Here is a 23,049-nt window from a genome sequence, read left to right as displayed (position 1 = left end):
CCTAAAGTGAATAAACACTTACTCAGCTAAAATGCGAAATTCTTTCTGTGCCAATAAATGGCCTTGTTCGTCGATAACATCAACACGCCAATTGCCAACTTGTTCAGGTAAAATAGTTTTATTGGAGTAAGTACGATACCGAGGAGACGTTACACCAAGTTCAATGCTGGCTAGCACTTTATTTTCATAGCGCCAAACATGCTTGACCGTCTGCCCTTGCATATTTTTAAGCTCACTAAAAAATGCCATTGTTGCAGTAAATTCATTTAAACGCACATCCGCTTTAAAAACATTAACGGGTTCACGATCAACCACTGCACGGGTCAATACTGCTCGGCTTACTTTATCGGTATCAATTTTTGCACCAAGAGCAACGTTGGCAATATGTGCGGATGAAGCAAAACCATCTGGTTGCTCCGCACTATCGTCACTCTCTACTGGCTCATTATTATTGGTATTTGTAATATCGATAGCATTAGCTGCAAGTGCTTGGCTGTGTTCAGACTGATTGCTAGCAATAATTTGCTGCTCTAGGCTATCCGTTAGCATCGCCATTTTTAGCGACTCACTTTTATCATCCTCTATACTAGTGCTATTACCATCAGCACTAAGAGCAGTGAGCATCGACGGTTCGCTGACTCTTTCAAACTCAGTATTGTCTGCTATCGGTGTTGAAGATACCAAAGGCGTATCTTCTTCGCTTGTTTGAGCAACAGCGACGGTGGAACTATCAAGGGCTTGTTGTTGATCATTTTGCTCCGCATTAACGGAGCTCAATAGGCTATAAGTAAAAATAATTAACGCACAGGTCACGAATAGTATAACGGTAGCAATGCGCTGCCAATGCCATTGATATGTTATCTCAGGCGCGATAGGTGCCGCCTCTCGACTCATACTTGCAGTGATCACTATTTTTTGTTTCATTTTAGCCTCGGTTACTCAACACTATTAATTTAAGCGAGCAATTAACCATTGACGAATAGCCGCTAGTTCTTCCCCGCAAACCTGATGGCCCATTGGGTATTCTTGCCAACTTACATCCATGTTATGCGTTGTCAGTATGTCAAACGCATGACGACCGGCTTCATAAGGTACTACCTGATCTTGGCTACCATGAGCCATAAATACCGACAAATCTGCCTGTTTAGCTTCAGCAGTTAACTTATCAGGCACACACATATAGGTCGAAAGCGCCATTACACCTGCCAACCTTTGAGTTAAACGCGGTGCTAAATGAAGCGCAATAACGCCACCTTGAGAAAAACCAGCCAATATTATTTTATCTGCAGGAATACCTTTGCCCAACTCTTGCTCTATCAACTGTTCAATTTTAGCCGCAGATTCGCGTACCCCAATTTCATCGGCACGCTTATCTAACTCCATAGATTTAATATCATACCAAGAACGCATTGCCATACCACCATTAATAGTGACCGGTTGCACTGGCGCATGTGGGAACACAAACCGCACACCTAATTCGCCAGGCAATGCAAGCTGCGATGCGACAGGTAAAAATCCATCACCTGAATCGCCTAAGCCATGTAACCAAATAATCGTTGCTTTGTGCTCGCCCTTTGCCGGGTACTCTACAAATGCTAAACTCATAGCTCTGATTGCCATTCGACCGTTTGGCCAGCTTGGCGTGTTGTTGCTTCATTCATAAACTGCCAAAATTCTGCGCCCGAGCGATTATCAATCCACTTATCGCCACGCAATTCAAAATGGTGACCATTAAATTTAGTTGCAACCCATACTTGGTGCAAAGGCGCTTGCTTATTAATCACAATTTTACTGCGATCTACAAAAATAATTTCCAAAATACCTTGGGCAGATTCATAGTCTAAGTCAGCATCACAGTCATCCACTTGCTCTTCAATAGTGAACATAAGTGCTTCGGCTAATTGATGGTATTCATGATCAGTCATTATTATTTCCTTTACGGCAGTAGGATTAATTTGCTTGTAGCTAAGTGTAACAGGAATAAATTCATCCGCGAATAGCTGCATTTTTTAGATATTCTGTTAATCTGCGATTATAAAGCCAGCAACACGATTAATCTAATGAAAGAGATGCATCTTAAACAATTAAAACGACTTTCCTCACTTGGTGTACTACTCATCACTTTGGCTGGCTGTGGCCAAAGCGGGCCACTGTATTTACCAGAAGATAAAGCCGAGCCAAATAAACCACAACAAGTAACAACGCCAGTTGCGCAAACGCAGTCATCAACAACTGAATCAAAACAGGACCAATAATGGACTTTTTTGACTATAAAAATAATCAGCTGCATGCTGAAGATATCACTGTCAAGGAGCTCGCTGCACAATACGGAACGCCTTGTTATATATATTCTCGCAAAACTTTTGAACGCCATTACCTTGCCTTTGCACAGGCAGCGACCAACCATAAAAACTTAGTTTGCTATGCTGTAAAAGCCAATTCAAACATTGCTGTTTTAAACGTATTGGCACGCTTAGGCTCTGGTTTTGATATTGTTTCTAAAGGTGAGCTTGCCCGCGTCATTACAGCCGGTGGCGACGCTAGCAAAGTGGTTTTTTCTGGGGTTGCTAAAACAGCTGACGAAATAGCTTTCGCACTCAAGCTCGGGATTAAATGTTTTAATGTTGAGTCTGTCTCAGAGCTAGATCGTATTTCACATGTTGCCAACGAACTTAATTTAGTCGCACCGATTTCGATTCGGGTTAATCCTGATATTGATGCGAAAACCCATCCGTATATTTCAACGGGTTTAAAAGAAAACAAATTCGGTATCGATATTTTGACTGCGACGAGTGTTTATCAATATGCTGCATCATTGCCTGGTTTAAAAATCACCGGCGTTGATTGTCACATTGGCTCACAGCTGACTGAGATCAAACCATTCCTTGAAGCACTAGACAAAGTACTGGCTCTAATTGATGATTTAAAAGCCAACGGTATTGAACTCAGCCACTTAGATATTGGCGGCGGTTTAGGTGTACCATACAACGGCGAAGCGCCACCGCATCCAAGTGAATATGTAGCACATATCACCGATCGTTTAACTGATTATCAACACCTAGAGCTGATTTTTGAACCGGGCCGTGCGATTGCTGCCAATGCGGGTATTTTGGTTACTAAGGTTGAGTTTATAAAACAAAACCAAGATAAGTTTTTTGCAATCGTTGATGCCGGTATGAACGATATGTTGCGCCCTGCTTTATACCAAGCATGGCAGAACATTGTGCCAGTAACACCGCGTAATGACGACACGCCCACATACAACTTTGATATTGTCGGTCCGGTGTGTGAAACCGGTGATTTTTTAGGTAAAGATCGCCTGTTAGCCTTACAACAAGGTGATTTACTTGCCCAGCGCAGCGCTGGTGCGTACGGCTTTACTATGAGCTCAAATTATAATTCTCGCCCTCGCGTGGCGGAGATTATGGTTGATGGCGAGCAGAGTCATTTGATCCGCGCCCGTGAAACGGTTGAAAGTCTGTGGCAAGGTGAGAAAATTTTACCATAAACTTTTTGTAACCAGGCTGCTCTGTGGCATGATTAGCGCAGAGCAACCCGAATTAGAGCGCTATGTTAGTTAATTTTTCCAAAATGCACGGCCTAGGCAACGATTTTGTTGTGATTGATAACATTACACAAAACGTTTTCTTATCACGAGACCAAATAAAAAAACTGGCAGATCGCCATTTCGGCATCGGCTTTGACCAACTATTGATGGTTGAAGCGCCTTATTCTCCCGATCTTGATTTCCATTATCGTATCTTTAATGCTGACGGTAACGAAGTAGAACAATGCGGCAATGGTGCTCGCTGTTTTGCCCGTTTTGTACGGATGAAAGGCCTTACTAATAAACATAAAGTCACCGTATCTACCAAATCAGGTAATTTAACCTTATACATCGAAAAAGATGGCCAAGTCACCGTGAACATGGGCCACCCTAATTTCGAACCAAGCAAAATCCCACTCAAAGCGACTAAGCGTGAACTGACTTATATTATTCGCGCAGCAGAGCACACGGTATTTAGTGGCGCGGTATCAATGGGTAATCCACATTGTGTACTTGAAGTTGATGATATAGAGACCGCTGACGTTAGCACTTTAGGCCCACTACTTGAAAACCATGAACGTTTTCCACAGCACGTTAACGTAGGCTTTATGCAAGTGATCAATTCTGAACATATTAAACTGCGAGTTTGGGAACGTGGCGTTAACGAAACGCTCGCCTGCGGTACAGGTGCATGTGCAGCAATGGTAATTGGCCAAATTCAAAGTAAATTATCCACCACAGTACTGGTCGATTTACCGGGAGGTAGTTTGCAAATTCGCTGGCAAGGTGAAGGCCACCCAGTACGCATGACCGGCCCTGCCGAGCATGTATTTGATGGGCAAGTTGCTTTATGAGTAACTCAAATAACAAAGTAACTAGTGCGCAAGTGAGTGAGTTTTTACAACAAAACCCCTTGTTTTTAGCTCAAAATCCAGCACTATTAGCCCAACTTGAGCTGCAGCAAGCGCAAGGCGCGACCTCATTAGTGCACATTCAACAGCGTCAATTGCGTGAACACAACACCATGTTGAAAAGCAAAATTGACAACTTAATTAAGCACGCAAAAGAAAATGAGCTAATTTATAGCTTGTTCAGCGAGTGTCATCGCCAACTTTGGACTAACTACGATTTTAAAACTTTAGCAATAAACTTACGCAATATTATTTGTACTAATCCGGCGATTAATGAATGCCACTTGCTGAAGTATGATAAAAAGTTTGCACAACTAATTGAACACCGCTTAGAGCATAATGGCGTTTATCTGGGTCGCGTAAATCAGCAAGAGCGAGATTTACTGTTCAGCGCTGCTACACAATCAACTGCGCTCTATTTAATTGGTAACAGTCATCACCCTATCGCTATTTTGGCATTTGGTAGTAAAGATCCTAATCATTTCGAACCAGCAAAAGACAGCTTATTTGTGCTTGAGTTTGTACACTCATTACAACTTAGGCTGCTGGAGTTAGAACAGGAATTTGCATGAGCGAGCAGCTCCCGCCTGATATAGATGAACTTTACGAGCAGTTAAGCGATGCATGGCGTACGCCTATTCAAGAATTTAGTGACTACCTTAAATTTGAGAAACAATACTCACCACACACCATAATTCAATATACTAGCCAACTTGGCTTTGCCGCATTATATTTCAGTAAGCTTTGTGATAACTGGTCAAACGTACAGGGTGAGCATATACGCCGTTACAGCATGCAGCTTAGAAGCAAACAACTAAGTGGCCGTACAATTAGTTTAAAGCTCAGCTGCATTCGCAGTTTGTATAAATTTTTAAAAACCAAAGATGTCAATCAACACAGTCATTATCATAATCCGGCTGAAGCAATCAAAGGCCCCAAGTTTGCCAAACCCCTGCCTAAAAACCTTGATGTAGACCAAATGGCACGATTACTTGATATTCACGACGATGATCCCCTAGCTATTCGCGATCAAGCAATGATGGAGCTAATGTATTCATCTGGCTTGCGCATTAGTGAGTTAGTTGGTGCTAACCTACAAGATATAAATCGCAGTGCGGGGGAAATATTAGTTCGCGGTAAGGGCAACAAAGAGCGTCTGTTACCAGTGGGAGGCAAGGCGCTAGAATCATTAAATAAATGGCTTAAACTACGCCCTCAATTTGCTCATCCAGAAGAAATTGCAGTATTTGTCAGTAGCAAAAAGTGCCGTATTTCAACACGTCACGTACGGCTACGCATGCAAGAGTGGGGAATAAAACAAGGTATTAGCAGCCAAGTACATCCACATAAATTACGTCATTCATTTGCATCACATATTTTAGAATCATCAGGTGACTTGCGAGCAGTACAAGAGTTATTGGGTCACAGCAGTTTATCGGCCACTCAAGTGTATACCCATTTAGATTTTCAGCATTTAGCTAAAGTGTATGACAACACGCACCCTCGCGCTAAAAAACGCTCAAAAACCGACTAGCAAGGAGCTTATATGATCCGCTTTAATCGCGCCATTTCACCTTTTTCCGTACTGAGTTTTGACTTAGACGACACCTTATACAATAACCATCCGATAATTACAGCAGCCGTTCAAGCACAGACAAATTATCTCAATGCACTGCCAAACTGGCAAGCACAAGGGAAAGACTATTGGCAACAATGCCGCGAGCAGACGCTACTTGATAACCCCGAGTTAGTCGATAATGTTACGCAATGGCGCAAAAGCACTCTGCGAACAGCACTGGCAAAGCTCGGTTATAAAAACACAGAGCTCGAACGCCATGTCAATAATGCTTACCAAGCATTTACTGATGCCCGCAGCCAAATTGTGGTGACTAATAAAGTGCTCGATTTACTTTCACAACTGAGTAAACGCTATCGCTTAATTGCTATTACTAATGGTAATGTAGAAATTGAACGTTTTAACTTAAAGGGTGTATTTGAACTGGTTTTACAAGCAGGTATTCACGGTAAAGCCAAACCTCATACCACAATGTTTGAACAGGCCGCCGCCACGCTTGGCGTACCAACCCGGCATATTTTGCACATCGGCGATAGTTTAGACACCGATGTACAAGGTGCGCATAATGCGGGTTGTCAGTCACTTTGGTTAAATGACCAACCAGCTAAATATGCCTACAAAGGCTTAGCCGATATTGAAATAACTGATATTCAAGCGCTTAAACACTTTTTAAGCCAGCCATAATACTCTAGGGGCGAGCAATGAAAGGGACTACTGTTACTAAACTGATCACGCTGCTGCTACTGTTATCAGTGTCACTTAATGGCTATTTATTGTGGCCACAACAGCAAGCAATAGCCCCGCAAGCAGCTGTTAAATTGCCGCCATCTGTTAGCGTTGAAAACAACCAGCAATCACTCTACCAGCAAGCCCTACAGCAATTTAATCAGCGACAGTTTACGGCTGCCTTAGCCAGCTACCAAGCATTAACTACAAGCCAGCCATTACATGCTGAACAACTTTACTTTTTATGGTTAGATAAACTCGATAACTGGTTAAAAAATAATGAGCTCACAGTTACTGAGACTTTTTTGCAATTATTTTTAAATAGCTACCCATACGATATAAATATGTTGCAGCTTGATGCCGAACGTTTAATGAAAAACCAACAGGTTCATCAAGCTATTGTTGCATTACTCTCATTGCAATCACTTGCCAATGAAAGCCAGCAAGCAGCCATTAATATGCGTTTAATACAATTGACCATCGCACAAATAAAAACGCTTACAGAGCAGCACGCGTGGCAAAAAACCATTAATCAAACCTTAGTGTGGCTTGATTATGATAACGAAAATCCTAATTACTTATTCGCACTCGCTAATGCGTATTACCATCTTGGTGATCTGCTAAGCGCGCAAGCAACATTAGAACGTTTTCCTGTGGAACATTCATTACAAGCACAGCTTACTGAATTACAAACACGCATAGCACAAGCGCAAAATGGTATTGATCTAGTACCATTACATCCATACGGTGCCCACTATTTATTAGATATGCAAATCAACGATGCACTCAACACCCAACTAATGATAGATACAGGGGCAAGCTTTACCGTATTACCAAATAACGTATTTCAAGCATTACGGCCAATACCCAACTATATTGATAGCTTAAACATCAATACCGCCAACGGCCAAGTAATCGCAAAACGTTACCAACTTGATTCAATTTTAATTGGCCAGCAACACATTGAAAACTTTGAAGTGTTAGTAATTGATAACCATAGTGGCTATGGATTACTCGGGATGAATTTTTTACAGTTGTTTAAATTTAATATTAATCAACAAACTAATCAGCTAGAGTTAGCTAAATAAGGATTACTATGACACTCAACGATTTTTTAAGCCACTTGGCTAATGAGCCACACACCATTGCATTTGCCGATACGATGGCTGTGATTGAAGCAAACTATACTTTTACAGCCTGCGCATTCAATAACCATGGCTTAAAAAGTGCCGCTGGTGAAAATAATGGCTCATGTAAAATTTTTGCTTTTGCTAAACTGAACCAACTAAGTAAACAAAATACTCTAGATTGCTTTGGCACGTTTTATCGTGATGATGTACTTGGCAACCCTAATGAACACGATCACATGAACATTCGCACATTTATGTTAGCACCGGAGGTAACCCCATTTTTAGGCTTAAGTTTTGATAATGAAGATGTGTTAATCAAACTATAAAGCAGCAAAAAAATAAAAAAGCGTATATAATTTGACCCTAGTATTTAAAATTTCTTTAAAAGGGGATTTATATGACTGACAGTAGAAATAAAATAAAACGTATTGCACAAGTACCGCGAAAGGATCCACTTATAGATCTGAAAGCGCTTAGCTCTATTGCACGCTCTGCCACAGCACATGCACGAATGAGAGCCAAAATAAATCAAGCGAGTATTACTATCGCTAAGGATGGTTACATTGTGAAAGTAGCACCAGACGGGCACGAAACTAGAATAAAAAGTCTTGCTGTGACCAATAACTTCCCTTCTTTAGCCGATGATTTATGCCAAGGCTAAGATTAATCGCAGGCCCAAATGGCTCTGGAAAAACGACACTCACGGACGAGTTACGTCAAAAATACGATGTACCATTAGGGCAATATACAAACCCCGATGAGATTGAAAAGTCCCTTTTGATTGTAGACCCTATAAAGCGCTCAAAACAAGCACAGAAAATATCAAAAGACTTACGAGAAAGTTGGTTAGAGAAGGGGTTCTCTCATAGCTATGAATCTGTAATGAGTCATCACAGCCACCTTGACTACATTACTAAAGCAAATAAATCCGGCTTTCAAAGCTATCTTTATTATGTATTAATGACCCTGAGATTAATTTAGATCGTGTAGATGAACGAGTTATTTCGGGTGGACATCCTGTGCCACCAGATAAAATACTCAGCCGCTACCAACGTAGCCTAGAGCAATTACATGAAATGACAAAACTGTGCTATAGAGCTTACTTCTTTGATAATTCAAATGAACTAACTCCATTTGCAGAAGTTACACCTAATGGTTTTTTAGATATTAAAGAAAAAGCTTATAACAAACTGCAACCAGTATGGTTTCGTAGTCATGTATTACTAAAGTGGTCAAAAGATAAAATCCGCATCATTCGCTAAATACCCACACTATCGCAAAATACTAAACTCGGCATTTTGTGATAGTAAGAGTATATAAAAAACGCCAAGTACTTTTACTTTAATAACTAAACTCTTCTATGAACAATAAAATCCGTCTTGCCAAATACATTGCTCACGCTGGTGTATGCTCTCGTAAACAAGCCTCGCGTTTAATTGATGAAGGTGTGGTGAGCGTAAATAACCGCCCAGCAAACCATATTGATCACGTTGATGATAACGACGATATACGCGTCAATAACACGCGTGTACAAGGTAAAGCAACGCGCGTTTATTATGCCTATCACAAACCGATAGGAATTGATTGTAAACTCAATCAACATGACCCTAGCAGCTTAATTCACCATCTACCAACAAATACCCGCGTATACCCGATTGGCAGGCTAGATAAAGATTCTCGTGGTCTGTTAATACTGACTAATGATGGTGAATTTTGTAATCAGCTGATCCACCCTGACTTCCACCAACCAAAACGCTATTTAGTCACCGTTGACAAACCTTTGGATGACGACTTTTGCCAAAAAATGGCTCAGGGCGTTCCTGTAAATAAACAAATCACCTTACCCTGTACGGTGGAAAAAATAGCTCAGTGCCAGTTCAGCATTATTTTAAAACAAGGCCTTAATCGCCAAATCCGGAAAATGGCCCATTACTGTGGCTATAAAGTGATTGATCTATATCGTGAGCAAATTAGCGATCTTAATCTGGCTACGCTCAACCTCCCTGAAAACAGCTACCTTAAAATCAATAAATTCGATATTTTAAAAAATTAATTATTTTTTACATAAAACAGTTGCAAATAATGATTACAGGTATAATCTTAATTTATAGATTACGTTTGTAGGCAACATATAATGATTGAATTATCGAAAGCAGAATTTGAAGTACTCGATGCACTTTGGTTGAGCTACCCAGCAACAGCGAGCCAAATTATCGAGCGTTTAAGCGATGATAAACAATGGCACGAAAAAACCATTAAAACCTTGCTCGGTCGGTTAGTTAAAAAAGGCGCTTTGAGCTTTGAAAAAGATGGCCGGCAATATATTTACACTCCTTGCATGGAACGTGCTGAATATACCCTCAATGAGAGCCAAAACTTTATTGAGCGATTTTTTAGTGGCCGTATCGCGCCGTTAGTCAGCGGCTTTGCTAAATCTGAGCAACTTTCTCAACAAGACATCAACGAACTTAAAAAAGTGATTGATGACTGGGAAAAACAGCAAAAGTAAGGGCTTAATATGTTAGAAAACACCTTTAACTGGCTTCTTGAACAGCAACTATTAATCAGCTTACTGATACTCAGTTTGCTGGTTTTAGAACGCTATTCACTAAAATGGCTCAATGCAAACTTTGTCTATAAGTTATGGCTAATGTTACCAATCACATTACTGCTAGCAAATATGCCAGAGCATTTTAAGCCGCTGCCAAACAACGTCATTAGCACTATGCTGATCAGCCCCAAGCAAGGTTTTTCAACAACTATTAGTATTAGTTGGGCGCTAGTTTATAGCGCTATCTTGAGCATACTGCTGTTAACTGCCACCGTGGTACATATGCGGTTTATCAACCAATTACGATTAACCAATCTTGATGATAAAGTGCTGATTGACGCACATCCCGACATGCCACTATTACAAAGTAGCGCCATTAGTACACCAATGGTTATAGGGCTATTCAGTAATCAGCTGGTTTTACCAACCGCCTATGCACAACACATTGATGGCACTGCGTTAACGCTGATCATTGAACATGAAAAAGTACATATAAAACGCGCCGATAATTTATTTAATGCGCTGGCATTAGTGGTCACATTGCTGATTTGGTTTAATCCACTGGCTTGGCTTGGCTACATGAGCTTTAGACGCTTGCAAGAGCTGTCGTGCGACGAAAAAGTACTGACCAATAAAACTACTCAACAACGCATTTTATACAGTAAAGCTCTGATCAACTGTGCAGCAAATAGCCGTGCAGGGTTAATAGCTTATTCACACTATGGAGATAAAAACACGATGTTACAACGACTCAATCAAATCAAACATAATGGTAATAGCTCAATGATTGCCAAAGGCGCTCTACTTATTTTTGCCGCGGGTATGATCAGCAGCTTTGCGATCGCAAAACAACCAGAAGCAATAAGTAAGGTACAAGCTATTTCACCCATCATGCGTATTGAGCCTCTTTACCCGATACAGGCAGCTGAACAAGGTATCAGCGGTTCAGTAGTATTAAAATACGATATTAGCCCAGCCGGAAAGACACAAAATGTGTCGGTTGTAAATGCCAAACCTGAAAGAGTATTCGATAAAGAGGCAAAAAAAGCATTAATGCAATGGCAATATAAGCCTTCACATTCAGGCTTCAAAGATGTATTGGTGCAACTAGACTTCGCGATAGATAAGCATTACAAATCAGAAGACCTTATTGAAAAAGTGACTGTTGCGGCTAAGTAAATTTTAACAACCAAAGACCCTAAAGCAAGCGCCTTATTTAAGCCGCTTGCTTTAGCGTTTAAAAAAAACAAAGCTTACAAGCACACAACAATCATAGCGACTGCAGCAGCTAAACCAACCAGCCATGATAAAGAACGCAGTACGTCTAAATTTAGATAGTAAAAAACACAATATAGAACGCGAGCAATAATATAAGTAATGGCTAATAGCTCAGTAACTTGGTGGACATTATTAGTGCCCAACACGGTGGCTAACGCGACAGCAAACACGGCCAATGATTCAAAACAATTTTGATGTGCCGCCAGCGCCCTTGCGCCAAATCCGGTGAGCTTAGACTGCTGCTCTCTTGGGTGCTTATTGTCGTAACCATCAAGCTTGTTCATTGCAAATGCCACCGGTGCTTTGGCTAAATACGGCATAAGTACAGCAAGTAATGCGCAAATAAGTAAAGTTGTCATTGTTGTTCCTGATTATTGTTTTACAATAACTTAGTATAGCTACATTCCTTGTATAGAAATATACCAAATAAAAAAGCCGCCAAAGTTTATTAAACGATGGCGACTAACAATAACATCATTTTCACTATAGCTTAGAGTGAACACTTTAAAACTGTGACATTTTGTCGCAGCTGAGAAATATTCACTACAACCAGCACAACTAAGCTGTTACTTTTATCTGCCTAATCATTTTTGTATTACTCACCATGACTTGGATATTTTTCACTTTTTTAGCTGCTTTCATGCAAGCGTGGCGTAACGCGCTACAAAGTAAATTAAGTAATGATATGAGCGTAGCCGGTGTAACCTTATCGCGCTTTATTGTTGCCAGTCCCATTGCAGCAATTTACTTGCTCTCTCTTTATCAATATCAACCAACAGCCATGCCAAGCTTTAATGTTACTTTTTGGGGCTTTATTATTGGCGCAAGTGTGATGCAAATTATTGCCACAGGCTTAATGGTTAAGTTATTTAAAATGAACAACTATGCAGTAGGCACAGGGCTTGCTAAAAGTGAAGCCTTAGTTGCCGCTATATTAGGCGTACTGTTTTTTGGCTCAGCACTGAGTCTACTTGGCTGGTTAGGGGTGTTTTTAGGCGCTATTGCCGTTTTACTTCTCAGTGGTATTGCTAAAGTTAAACAGTTTAACTTGATAACAGCCTTACTAGGTCTAGCATGCGGCACTTGCTTTGCGCTCACCTCATTATGGGTAAGAGAAGCAAGTTTAAATTCTGGGCTACTATTTCCTCACTCTGCAGCCTGGGTGCTACTGTTTGTGATAAGCCTGCAAAGTATTATGCTATTTGCGTATTTGGTTGTTAAAGAACCACAAACGCTTAAACAAATGTGGCACTATAAAAAAATGGTCAGCTTAGTGAGCTTTTTTAGTTGCATAGGATCAATTGGTTGGTTTAGTGCAATGAGCTTGCAGCACGTAGCTTATGTTAAAACCCTCGGGCAAGTAGAGGTGTTCTTTACAATATTGATCTCAGTTTTATGGCTCAAGCAACCTTTAAAACGCCAAGACACTGCAGGACTAGTATTAATAGCAATTGCCGCTGTATTGGTCATGTTACCCACCGCATAAACAAAGGCAGCTCACTGCAACGTGGCCGCCTTTCTATTTTTTAATTCACTGAATTAATGACTGATTTTCAATGTGATAACACCGCTAATAATCATTAATACACCGGCAATACGGCCGAATGTTGCTGCATCATTATAAAATAGTATCCCTACTAAAAATGTTCCTGCCGCGCCAATGCCTGTCCACACTGCGTAGGAAGTCCCCATCGAAATATCACGCTGTGCCAGCCATAACATAAAACCACTGGCAACCATAAACGCCACAGCAATGCCAATACCTAACCAGCGATGTTCACCCTCTTGCGACATTTTTAATCCTACAGGCCAGCCAATTTCCAGCAAGCCGGCAATAATTAAATAAATCCACGCCATTAATTTTCTCTCTTTTTCAATATTACGTCATACAAGTCTTTACGACGGTCTTTTAAATTACGCACCGTACCTTCACTGTGTAGCACTTTTAATTTGTCCATATCCAAATCGCTAAATAGCAGCATTTCAGTATTGGGGGTTGCTTCGTTTAATGTTGCATCATGTGGAAACGAAAAATCAGATGGCGTTAATACGGCAGATTGTGAATATTGTACATCTAAGCTTTCAACTTCAGGTAAGTTACCTACCGAGCCGGCAATAACCACGTAGCATTCGTTTTCAATGGCCCGCGCCTGTGCGCAGTGGCGTACTCGTAAATAACTATTTTTGGTGTCGGTCCAAAATGGCACAAACAGAATATCGAGACCTTGGTTTGCTAAAATACGCGACAATTCAGGAAATTCAACATCGTAACAAATTTGAATCCCCACGCGCCCTGCATCAGTATCAAATACCGCAATTTTGTCACCACCTTGAATCACCCAATCATTTTGCTCATGAGGCGTGATATGAATTTTACGCTGTTCGTCAATTTTACCACTGCGATGGCATAAATAACTGACATTATAGATTTTATCGCCTTCGGCCAGCGGCATCGAGCCGGTGACTATATTGGCGTTATATTCAATCGCCATGCGCGACATCGCATCACGGAAAGTCTCAGTGTATTCTGCTAAATAACGAATAGCCTCGGTTTGATTTCTTTGCTCTGTCAGCCCCATCAGTGGCGCATTAAAAAATTCAGGGAAGAGAATAAAATCACTTTTGTAATCAGACACTGTGTCTACAAAATATTCAACCTGCGTGAGCATTTCTTCAACCGACTCAACACTGCGCATTTGCCATTGCACTGCACCTACTCGCACTATCGACTTCGTTGATTCAAGTACCGTGTCGGTCGGTTCAAACATAATGTTATTCCACTCAAGTAACGTGGCATAACCCACCGAATTTTGATCTTCCGGTAAATACTTTTTAAGTAAGCGTTTAACCTGGAAATCATTCGACAATTGAAAACTTAAAATTGGATCATACAGCTCTTTATGATCGACTTTGGCAATATATTCTGTTGGGCTCATATCATTGCTGTGATTGTAATAACGCGGAATACGACCACCAGCCAAAATAGCCCGCAGATTATACTGACGACATAATTCTTTACGCGCATCATAAAGCCTGCGCCCTAAACGCATACCACGATACGTAGGCGAAATAACCACATCTAACCCATACAGCGCATCACCATCAGGGTCACTAAATACCCGGTCATGTCCGTCAACAATATCTTCATAGGTGTGTGGATTTGAAAAACGCGTGTAATCCACTTGCACACTCAAGGCAATGCCCACAAGTACACCATCGTCAACCATCCCCAACTGGCCTTCAGGGAACTGGTCAATCAATCGGAAAATGGTATGACTAGGCCACGCCCCACCTAAATCTGGATAAGCTTGATCCATCAAGGTTTTTACTTGTGGATACTGCTCTTTAGTTAAATTACAAATCTCAAGATGGGTTTTTTCTGCCGACATACACAACTCCTTTAGGCGTAGAACATTAAATTTGATAGTTCAATACGTGCATAATACGTGATCAGCTCTGAACGCCTGCTTAGTGCAGCATACCTAGCGCTGGTTTATTTTTAAGATAGCACCAACAACAGTGTTGAAGTAAGTATATGTAGGTATAATTTTTTAGTTTGGCGGTTTTTAGCCTAACACTTAGCTTAAGTACACTTCATAAGAGTAAAAGTAATGGCCAAAATCAAACGACCATTACTACCTTAATACAAGCTGGCTTTACTCATCTAAAGCTTATTAGCAGGTGAGATTGTGATCTCATGCATTAGTGTTTGCGGTAATAACGGCGTTGGTTTTGCAGTTACGTAGTCATCAAATCCTGCGCGATAAAATGGCGATAGTGGATGCCCTGACTGGCCACCGGGAATGGCCATTATGGCGTTTTCTAAATGCCCAGGTTGAGCAATAAATCGCTGTGACGCACCAAAACTACGCCCCTGCACTGCTGGCATATAACTATCGCCAAATCCTGGCGCTGTCGGCATATTTAATAATTTACTTAGTTGTGGTATTTGCTGTGCGAATGGATGCTCAATAACTAATTCATTCACTGTACCCCACTGCCAACCTTTTAAGTTACTGCCAAACTCTTTACTTAAATTACTGACAACTTGACGAAATGAATCAGTTAATTGTGCATCCCAATCAGCAAATTGTGGATTTAACCAGCTATCTGGTTGCTGTTCAATAAGCTGCCATATTGCTGGCTCTAAATCACGTTTAACATACTTTAATGAACCACCTTGAGTCTTTAGCTTTGCTTGCATAGCCGTAAATACACTATTGATAACTTCATCACGATAACGCCTAACCAGCGTATAGCCAATTGACGTTGCACAAGCGCAACCTTGCCAGTTTTCTAATTCTTTTATGTACTGCTGATTAGCCGTACTATTTTTATTAAGCTGTTGCAGCAATAAGCTATGCCACGGTTGTAAAAAGCGCGCCTGATTATCATGCTGCAACTGGTTAAAATTAGCTTCATTAAAATGTTGTTTTTCATACAATCTATCACGAATTTGACTCGATCGTGCTCCCAAGGCATACCCACCATTACCAAAACGCTGATCATCCAAAGCCGATACAACGCGAGAGTTTCCAGTCCATAAACGGCCATCAACAGGATTTTTAACTTCCGGCCTTTGCTGTTCATTATGCTGCCAAAGTGTTGAGTAAGCATGCTCCGGAACAGCTAGTTCACTGGGCTTAATACGCCCAGGAATGGCTCCCATGTTTTTCCAACCCGCATTACCTTGGCTATCTACCACCATTAAGTTTTGTACTGGAATACCTACTTCACTGGCGATCAGCAGCGCGTCATCGACTGTGGTTGCTTGCTCTAATTTTAATAAATCCATGTCAACTGCATAAGGTTGATGGCCAACCCAGCTGAGCGCATAAGGCTTGCCATTTATTTCTCGTACTGGACCATACTCACTCAATGTCAGCTGATATTCTTCAATTGACCCATCGGGTAGTGCTATTTGCTCAATTTCTTGCCATGTTTTACTGTTATCAGTTAATGCTATCCAATCGGCAGTATCGAGGTAACCATTTGTAAATCCCCACGCAATATTGTTATTGGTCCCGACCACAATTGCTGGCGCACCAGGCAAGGAAACCCCTGTCACTTGGCTCACTATTCCTGACTTTACATAGTTAAGTTGCGCACGATACCAAATAACCGGCACTGCCATCGACAAATGCATATCATCCGACAGCATCCCTGCACCTGTGGTCGTTAACTGCCCAGTTACCGCCCAGTTATTACTACCGCGCTCTTGATTTTCGTCAATCCTGAGTAAAGCTTGTAAGGTTTGCTTAGGAAATTCAGGAATAGCTAAATCATAAGGTGCGAGTGTGCTGCCATCTAAAGCCGCTTGATATTGGCTGGGTTGAGTTAAAAAACTGACCATTGCTGGGCCATAAATATCGGCAATTTGAATTAACGCTTGGTCACGTTCAAAGGTCGCTGTTTGTAAATCTAAGTACATACTGTAAATCACTAACAAACTGTCTTCACTGCGCCAAGGCTTTTGCTCAGCGCCTGTTAGTAAATATTCAAAACTGCTAAAACCTACCTGTGCTAAGCCTTCATTAACGCCAGCGGCATAACTTGTTAATAATGCTTGATCAGCTTGAGGCAATTGTTCAACAATCATAGCACTGCGTTTTCGCAACTGGTGAAAGCGCATTTTTTTATCCAAATCCAATGCTGCTTTGCCGAACAGTTGACTCAATTCACCCGCAGCATTACGGCGCAGTAAATCCATTTGAAAGAATCTATCTTGCCCGTGGGCAAATCCTAAAGCATACGCCGCATCAAGGCGGTTCTCAGCTGAGATAACGGCCTGACCCAGTTGGTCTCGGGAGATTTTTACCACTTGACTGACGTAGGTACTACGCCCATTACCATCAAGCGCCGGTAAACTAATTGCCAGTACACCATAAATAACAGCCGTTGCGGCTAATCCTAAAATTACGATTGCTAACACCAGCCACTTGATAATTTTAAACATGAACCTGTCCTTTCACTCTTGATTAGCACTATCATAACCATAGTTTTATGAAAAATGCGGTAATTTAAATAAATAAAAAACAAATAGCTCAATGTATCGGACTATTTTTATTTCCGTGATAAATTGACTATAGTTGAACAGCCAAATATAAAAGCACCAGTCGCTAATGCCATTGTTAAAGACATATGATCACAAACAAGTATACAAATTTAAACTGATATTTTGGTGCTCGCTCATTTTTATTTTATTAATTGGTTTAGTGCTTGATCAGATCAGTTATAAACGTGCCCAACAATCTCATCGACTATTAATTTTATCTGAAGTGAGTAGCTACCGTACTCAACTTGAATCAACATTAGTATCAAATATTCAATTGGTACGTGGTTTAGCTGTTGCAGTAGCTGCAGAGCCTAATTTAGATCAACAGCGTTTTACACAAATTGCCGCACCATTATTCGCCACCTCATCTGAATTACGCAATATCGGCGGTGCACCTGATATGGTGCTCCGCATGACTTACCCATTGGCAGGCAATGAAAAAGCCATCGGGCTAAACTTTTTAGAGAACAAAGCACAACGTGCAGATGCAATTCGTGCACGTGACAACAATGAAATAGTTATGGCAGGCCCACTTACATTAGTGCAAGGTGGTGAAGCATTAATTGCTCGAATCCCAGTTTACCTTCCTCCTGATAAACATTTTTGGGGACTGCTATCGGTGGTGCTCGACATTGAAAGAATATATAAAAAAGCAGGTATCTTCGAGCTAGAAGAAGACTACGATGTCGCCATCCAAGGACGCAATGGCTTGGGTCTAAAAGGAGAGTTTTTCCGTGGTAAAGCGGATATTTTAGAGCGCAACCCTCTGGAATTTACTTTAACCTTTCAAGGGGGTGAGTGGGAAATTTTTGTGACCCCTAAAGTCGGTTGGGCACCACCAAACTCTACGATTTGGCCACTGCGATTAGCAATATTTACTATTTGTGGGTTACTAATTTTAGCCTTCTTATTATTCCTAAAAATGCTCAATCGCCAGCTGAGAAACGAAAAGATGCTAGTGACAATGAGTAGTCTTGCGAAAATTGGCGCTTGGTCATTTAATCTTGAAACACAACAAGTATATTGGTCAGATATGACCAAAAACATTTTCAAATATCCGTTAGACGAACAACCTGATTGGCCAACGAACTTTACCTATTTTAAAGAAGGCGAAAGCCGCGACACGATAAAAAAGCTCGTTGAGCGAGCGATTAAATATGGTGAAAGTTACGAAGTTGAGCTCGAGGTTATCGATTCTAAAGGTAATGCTTTATGGGTGTTAATGCATGGTGAAGCAGAAATCAGTAATGGCCGCTGTATTAAGATTTTTGGCTCATTACAAGATATAAACGTGCGTAAATGTATTGAGTTAGAAAGCAGTAAAACCGCTTTGCATAATGAGGTACTCGCCTCTCTTACCGTTAATAACGCAGTGCTGACTGGCAATTTAAAACAAGCAAAAGATATTATTACACAATCAATTTGCGATGCATTTAATGTTGAACGTGCCAGTATATGGCTGTTCAATGATGCAAGAGATCAACTGCAATCATTTGCCCATCATGGTAAACACACACCAAATAACACTGCGTTACCAGTATGGCTGCAAACTGAGTTAAAGGATTTTTTTACAGCCATTGATAATCAAGCTGTGATCCGCGCCTCAAATGCACAGAGCAATAAATTTACAACCCCTCTTACAGCACACTATTTAGCTCCTTTCGATATAAAATCAATACTGTGTGTATCTATTCCTACTGGAGGCGGAGCGATTGGTATTGTTTGTGCTGAGCATTGTCACTATCCGCGGGCATGGTCGCGTAACGAAGAAAGCTTTTTAATTGCCGTTGCCGCTTTAATTGGCAGCTTGTATTCTAGCGAACAACGTATAGAAACTGAGCAACAATTAGTTACAGCAAAAGAAGCTGCGGAGCAAGCTGTAACCGCAAAAGGAGAGTTTTTAGCGAGCATGAGCCACGAAATTCGCACCCCAATGAACGGTGTGCTCGGGATGCTTAACATTGTGCAACAAACTAAGTTAGATCCTCAGCAAACGCATCATATTGAATTAGCACAATCATCAGCACAATCGCTGCTTAATATAATTAACGATATTCTGGATTTTTCAAAAATTGAAGCTGGTAAATTAGATATCGAAGAGATTGCCTTTAATTTACCGAAATTACTAGGTGAAGTTGTCGAGTCATTTGCCCTTAAAGTAGAGCAACAGAATACTAAACTGATTTTAGATGCCACTAAAATTAATGTAAATAAGATTGTTAGTGACCCAAATAGGCTTCGCCAAATTATTAATAATTTACTCGGCAATGCCGTTAAATTTACTCATAATGGTGAAATTATCGTGAGTGCAAATTTAAAAAATACCACTAACGCGACTTTTTTAGATTGCTCAATTATTGATACCGGTATTGGTATTAAAGCCGACAAACAAGCTTCATTATTTGATTCTTTCACTCAAGCGGATACCTCAACTACTCGCCAATATGGCGGCACAGGTTTGGGCTTGGCGATTGTTAAGCAGCTTTGTAATTTGATGGATGGGGAAATCAACGCCACCAGTGTTTATGGTCAAGGTAGTACCTTTACTTTTTCCATTAAAGTACAGCCGCTACAGGGTAAACCACAAGACTTACCGAGCCATTTAATCACAAACAAACATATTTTAATTGTCGATACTTGTCCATTAAATAGCTCAATTGCACAGAAACAACTGAATGTATGGGGCGCGCGTGCGCATATTCTCCAAAATTACCTAGCCTTGAGTTATTATCTTAATTCTAGCGATGAACCAATTGATGCTGTGTTGCTTGATTATAGCTTTTTTCAGCAAAGCAACGCTGCTGCAATTAATAGCCTGAAAGTTTATCTCAGCGAGCATCAAGTAAAACTGATACTTATGGCGCCAATGAGTTTCTCACCAGAAGCACATGCAAACTTGCCAATCGACGCCGATTGCATGATTTTTAAACCACTGACACCTTCGGACTTATTTGATTCTTTGGTGAATGAAAAATTTATCGAGCAACAACAAAATAACAATGTACTACCAGCAAGTATTGCAATCAACAATACACACTTTGTAAATCAAGACAAAATCCTGCTGGTAGAAGACAATAAAGTAAATCAAGTCGTTGCTTCTGCATTACTAAAACAAGCAGGCATTAATTTTGATATCGCTGAAAACGGTGTGGCGGCTATCGAAAAACTAAAATGCAAAACCACAGAGCCGTACAAGCTATTATTGATGGACTGCCAGATGCCAGAAATGGATGGTTACCAAGCAACTAAGGCTATCCGTAATGGGGATGCGGGTGAGTACTACAAAAACGTAACTATTATTGCGTTAACCGCTAATGCTATGCAAGGCGATAGAGATAAATGCCTCAGTGCAGGAATGACTGATTACCTAACCAAACCACTCGATTTTGATGCGCTTAATCCGAAACTGCAACAATGGCTAGGTAAACAATAAAGGTGTAAGCTAAAGCATAACAAAAAGAAGGATTTATTATGCAACTCACTGCTATTGAACAACGCGTGATCGGCTGCCTACTTGAAAAACAAAGCACCACACCAGAGCATTACCCGCTGTCACTAAATGCATTGACCAATGCGTGCAATCAAAAATCGAACCGAGAGCCCGTACTCACACTCAGCGAAACTGAAATACAAGAGGCGCTAGACTCGTTAATTGCCCAGCGGTTAGTAACATTAGACGAAGAATTATCTGGACGCGTAACTAAGTTTGCACATCGTTTTTGCAATACTGAATTTGGTAATTTACAGTTAACGGAACAACAGCGCGCTATTATTTGTTTAATGCTACTACGTGGCCCACAAACCCCGGGAGAATTAAGAACCCGTAGCAATCGGCTTGCTGAGTTTAATAATGTTGCTGAAGTTGAGCTGGCATTAAATGCTTTGATCAGCGCCGAGCATGTAACTAAGCACCCGCGAGAACCCGGCAAACGTGAAAGCCGTTACAGCCATTTATTTGCTGATCCACCAAGTGCTGTTGCAGTGGAGCCACCAGAATTGCCAGCACTCAAAGCTGGCGAGCTTAATGAGTTACTTGCTGAAATTGATAAGCTAAAAGCTGAATTACAAAAAATTAAGTTACATTTAGGGCTTTAAATTAAACCCTTTGAATTAGATAATAATTCCAATTGCATTAAATAGAGATCATGCTTTTAAGCTAATTGGTATAACCATGACAACCAGTAATATTATTAGGAGAGCTCAGCATGCGCGCTGAAATAGTGGCAGAAATGAAAGTCCAGCCAAATATAGACGTCAACAACGAGATCACACGCCGTGTAAACTTTATAAAAAACCGTTTAGTGGCAGCACATTCACGCTCTTTAGTGCTGGGAATTAGTGGCGGTGTAGACTCATCTACCTGTGGTCGCTTATGCCAACTCGCCGTTAACGAATTAAATGCGCAGCAACAAACCGATAAGTATCAATTTATTGCGGTTCGCTTACCGTATGGTGTGCAAGCTGATGAAGCTGAAGCGCAATTGGCAGTTGATTTTATTCAACCAAATAAACGCCTAACAGTAAATATTAAACCCGCAACAGACGGTATGCATGAGCAAGCATTAGCGGCGGTGGTAGGTTGCGGTGATACACTGCCGGAACAAGCACAAATTGATTTTATTAAAGGTAATGTGAAAGCTCGTCAACGTATGGTAGCGCAATATGAAATTGCCGGACTGTGCCAAGGCCTCGTTGTTGGTACTGATCATAGCGCCGAGAACATTACTGGCTTTTATACTAAGTTTGGTGATGGCGCATGCGACTTAGCGCCATTATTTGGCTTATCAAAACGCCAAGTACGCGCATTAGCCAAGCAGTTAGGTGCCCCCGATTTGCTCGTTAATAAAGCGCCAACTGCCGACTTAGAGTGTGATCGTCCAGGCCTTACTGATGAAGAAGCCCTTGGTTTAAGTTATGCACAAATTGATGATTTTCTAGAAGGCAAAGAAATCAGTGACGAGGTAACTGAAAAACTAATCGCAATTTATCTACGCACTCAACATAAACGCCAAGCTATTCCAACCATTTATGATGTTCTTTAGGTTGTTATAAGCTCATAAACCGTAAATGACACTTCTTGGGCAGTTAACAATAAAAAGAATTGCCCGCTTTTCACTTTAACACCAACATAAGCGCCTTACGGAACTCCCACCGTACCACTGAAATAGCCGCGAATGAAATACGACTGAAGCAAATGATCGCAACTGTTCGTTACGGCGTACAAACAGATTGTAATTGAGTGCAATATCTTTGCAGTAAAGGTGAAATAGTTCTG

The 23,049-nt window shown here is 41.0% G+C and carries 25 protein-coding genes; 18 read left to right on the top strand and 7 right to left on the bottom strand.

Going from position 1 to position 23,049, the window contains the following annotated elements; translation table 11 throughout:
• Nucleotides 1–18 precede the first annotated feature (18 nt).
• Genes HHO47_RS09750 through cyaY form a run of 3 tightly spaced genes read right to left on the bottom strand, consistent with a single transcriptional unit; the run spans nucleotide 19 to nucleotide 1,925 of the window.
• A complete protein-coding gene (locus tag HHO47_RS09750; RefSeq protein WP_169020134.1) occupies nucleotides 19–924 on the bottom strand; it encodes a DUF2914 domain-containing protein in 906 nt (301 codons plus the stop codon).
• A gap of 24 nt (nucleotides 925–948) precedes the next feature.
• The gene (locus HHO47_RS09745; RefSeq protein ID WP_169020133.1) at nucleotides 949–1,605 is read right to left on the bottom strand and encodes an alpha/beta hydrolase; all 657 of its coding nucleotides are present in this window, start codon (nucleotides 1,603–1,605) and stop codon (nucleotides 949–951) included.
• Complete coding sequence (gene cyaY / locus HHO47_RS09740; RefSeq protein WP_169020132.1) at nucleotides 1,602–1,925, bottom strand: iron donor protein CyaY; 324 nt, start codon at nucleotides 1,923–1,925, stop codon at nucleotides 1,602–1,604. The genes HHO47_RS09745 and cyaY overlap by 4 nt, the downstream gene beginning before the upstream one ends.
• Nucleotides 1,926–2,060: 135 nt before the next feature.
• On the opposite strand from cyaY, the gene lptM reads away from it, so the two are divergent.
• The 14 genes from lptM to HHO47_RS09670 all read left to right on the top strand — a co-directional run bounded on the left by lptM (nucleotide 2,061) and on the right by HHO47_RS09670 (nucleotide 11,620).
• Complete coding sequence (lptM, locus tag HHO47_RS09735; protein WP_169020131.1) at nucleotides 2,061–2,255, top strand: LPS translocon maturation chaperone LptM; 195 nt, start codon at nucleotides 2,061–2,063, stop codon at nucleotides 2,253–2,255.
• On the top strand, nucleotides 2,255–3,508 hold the full coding sequence (gene lysA, locus HHO47_RS09730) for a diaminopimelate decarboxylase (RefSeq protein WP_169020130.1): 1,254 nt from the start codon (nucleotides 2,255–2,257) through the stop codon (nucleotides 3,506–3,508). Before lptM ends, lysA begins: the two co-directional genes overlap by 1 nt.
• A gap of 62 nt (nucleotides 3,509–3,570) precedes the next feature.
• A complete protein-coding gene (dapF, locus tag HHO47_RS09725) occupies nucleotides 3,571–4,401 on the top strand; it encodes a diaminopimelate epimerase (protein WP_169020129.1) in 831 nt (276 codons plus the stop codon).
• On the top strand, nucleotides 4,398–5,030 hold the full coding sequence (locus HHO47_RS09720; RefSeq protein WP_169020128.1) for a DUF484 family protein: 633 nt from the start codon (nucleotides 4,398–4,400) through the stop codon (nucleotides 5,028–5,030). The genes dapF and HHO47_RS09720 overlap by 4 nt, the downstream gene beginning before the upstream one ends.
• Nucleotides 5,027–5,992 carry a tyrosine recombinase XerC gene (locus HHO47_RS09715; protein WP_169020127.1) on the top strand — a complete coding sequence of 322 codons (966 nt, stop codon included), beginning with the start codon at nucleotides 5,027–5,029 and terminating at the stop codon, nucleotides 5,990–5,992. Before HHO47_RS09720 ends, HHO47_RS09715 begins: the two co-directional genes overlap by 4 nt.
• A 12-nt stretch (nucleotides 5,993–6,004) precedes the next feature.
• Complete coding sequence (locus HHO47_RS09710; protein ID WP_169020126.1) at nucleotides 6,005–6,718, top strand: HAD-IA family hydrolase; 714 nt, start codon at nucleotides 6,005–6,007, stop codon at nucleotides 6,716–6,718.
• A gap of 17 nt (nucleotides 6,719–6,735) precedes the next feature.
• Nucleotides 6,736–7,848, top strand: a complete 1,113-nt coding sequence (locus HHO47_RS09705) for a retroviral-like aspartic protease family protein (protein ID WP_169020125.1) — start codon at nucleotides 6,736–6,738, stop codon at nucleotides 7,846–7,848.
• An 8-nt stretch (nucleotides 7,849–7,856) separates the two neighbouring features.
• The gene (locus HHO47_RS09700) at nucleotides 7,857–8,216 is read left to right on the top strand and encodes a HopJ type III effector protein (protein WP_169020124.1); all 360 of its coding nucleotides are present in this window, start codon (nucleotides 7,857–7,859) and stop codon (nucleotides 8,214–8,216) included.
• 71 nt (nucleotides 8,217–8,287) lie between these two features.
• Nucleotides 8,288–8,551, top strand: coding sequence for a hypothetical protein (locus HHO47_RS09695; RefSeq protein ID WP_169020123.1), 264 nt, complete (start codon nucleotides 8,288–8,290; stop codon nucleotides 8,549–8,551).
• Nucleotides 8,539–8,871 (top strand): hypothetical protein, encoded by a 333-nt coding sequence (locus tag HHO47_RS09690; RefSeq protein ID WP_169020122.1) that lies wholly within the window; start codon nucleotides 8,539–8,541, stop codon nucleotides 8,869–8,871. The genes HHO47_RS09695 and HHO47_RS09690 overlap by 13 nt, the downstream gene beginning before the upstream one ends.
• 38 nt (nucleotides 8,872–8,909) lie before the next feature.
• Nucleotides 8,910–9,152 carry a hypothetical protein gene (locus HHO47_RS09685; RefSeq protein WP_169020121.1) on the top strand — a complete coding sequence of 81 codons (243 nt, stop codon included), beginning with the start codon at nucleotides 8,910–8,912 and terminating at the stop codon, nucleotides 9,150–9,152.
• 98 nt (nucleotides 9,153–9,250) lie between these two features.
• The gene (locus tag HHO47_RS09680; RefSeq protein WP_169020120.1) at nucleotides 9,251–9,943 is read left to right on the top strand and encodes a pseudouridine synthase; all 693 of its coding nucleotides are present in this window, start codon (nucleotides 9,251–9,253) and stop codon (nucleotides 9,941–9,943) included.
• A gap of 81 nt (nucleotides 9,944–10,024) precedes the next feature.
• A complete protein-coding gene (locus HHO47_RS09675) occupies nucleotides 10,025–10,399 on the top strand; it encodes a BlaI/MecI/CopY family transcriptional regulator (RefSeq protein WP_169020119.1) in 375 nt (124 codons plus the stop codon).
• Between the two features lie 9 nt (nucleotides 10,400–10,408).
• Complete coding sequence (locus tag HHO47_RS09670) at nucleotides 10,409–11,620, top strand: M56 family metallopeptidase (RefSeq protein WP_169020118.1); 1,212 nt, start codon at nucleotides 10,409–10,411, stop codon at nucleotides 11,618–11,620.
• A 74-nt stretch (nucleotides 11,621–11,694) separates the two neighbouring features.
• On the opposite strand, the gene HHO47_RS09665 is transcribed toward HHO47_RS09670, so the two are convergent.
• Nucleotides 11,695–12,078: an MAPEG family protein gene (locus HHO47_RS09665; protein WP_169020117.1), complete on the bottom strand. Its 384-nt coding sequence runs from the start codon at nucleotides 12,076–12,078 to the stop codon at nucleotides 11,695–11,697.
• Between the two features lie 245 nt (nucleotides 12,079–12,323).
• Between HHO47_RS09665 and HHO47_RS09660 the strand changes: the two genes are divergently transcribed.
• Nucleotides 12,324–13,205 carry a DMT family transporter gene (locus HHO47_RS09660; protein WP_211183677.1) on the top strand — a complete coding sequence of 294 codons (882 nt, stop codon included), beginning with the start codon at nucleotides 12,324–12,326 and terminating at the stop codon, nucleotides 13,203–13,205.
• A gap of 53 nt (nucleotides 13,206–13,258) precedes the next feature.
• Here the strand turns inward: HHO47_RS09660 and HHO47_RS09655 are convergent, their stop codons facing one another.
• The 3 genes from HHO47_RS09655 to HHO47_RS09645 all read right to left on the bottom strand — a co-directional run bounded on the left by HHO47_RS09655 (nucleotide 13,259) and on the right by HHO47_RS09645 (nucleotide 17,675).
• Complete coding sequence (locus HHO47_RS09655) at nucleotides 13,259–13,576, bottom strand: DMT family transporter (RefSeq protein ID WP_149982191.1); 318 nt, start codon at nucleotides 13,574–13,576, stop codon at nucleotides 13,259–13,261.
• Nucleotides 13,576–15,108 (bottom strand): bifunctional GNAT family N-acetyltransferase/carbon-nitrogen hydrolase family protein, encoded by a 1,533-nt coding sequence (locus HHO47_RS09650; protein ID WP_169020115.1) that lies wholly within the window; start codon nucleotides 15,106–15,108, stop codon nucleotides 13,576–13,578. Before HHO47_RS09650 ends, HHO47_RS09655 begins: the two co-directional genes overlap by 1 nt.
• Nucleotides 15,109–15,383: 275 nt before the next feature.
• Nucleotides 15,384–17,675: a penicillin acylase family protein gene (locus HHO47_RS09645; protein ID WP_169020114.1), complete on the bottom strand. Its 2,292-nt coding sequence runs from the start codon at nucleotides 17,673–17,675 to the stop codon at nucleotides 15,384–15,386.
• A 166-nt stretch (nucleotides 17,676–17,841) separates the two neighbouring features.
• Between HHO47_RS09645 and HHO47_RS09640 the strand changes: the two genes are divergently transcribed.
• The 3 genes from HHO47_RS09640 to nadE all read left to right on the top strand — a co-directional run bounded on the left by HHO47_RS09640 (nucleotide 17,842) and on the right by nadE (nucleotide 22,816).
• Entirely contained in the window at nucleotides 17,842–21,207 is a 3,366-nt protein-coding gene (locus HHO47_RS09640; RefSeq protein ID WP_169020113.1) for a response regulator, read from the top strand.
• A 38-nt stretch (nucleotides 21,208–21,245) separates the two neighbouring features.
• Nucleotides 21,246–21,869: a YceH family protein gene (locus HHO47_RS09635; RefSeq protein WP_169020112.1), complete on the top strand. Its 624-nt coding sequence runs from the start codon at nucleotides 21,246–21,248 to the stop codon at nucleotides 21,867–21,869.
• 110 nt (nucleotides 21,870–21,979) lie between these two features.
• Nucleotides 21,980–22,816 (top strand): ammonia-dependent NAD(+) synthetase, encoded by an 837-nt coding sequence (gene nadE, locus HHO47_RS09630; protein WP_169020111.1) that lies wholly within the window; start codon nucleotides 21,980–21,982, stop codon nucleotides 22,814–22,816.
• Nucleotides 22,817–23,049 lie beyond the last annotated feature (233 nt).

This window comes from Pseudoalteromonas arctica, assembly GCF_012927645.1.
GTDB lineage: Bacteria > Pseudomonadota > Gammaproteobacteria > Enterobacterales > Alteromonadaceae > Pseudoalteromonas > Pseudoalteromonas arctica_A.
The sequence above is the reverse complement of the archived record's forward strand: the minus strand, read 5'-3'. Positions and strand labels throughout refer to the sequence as shown.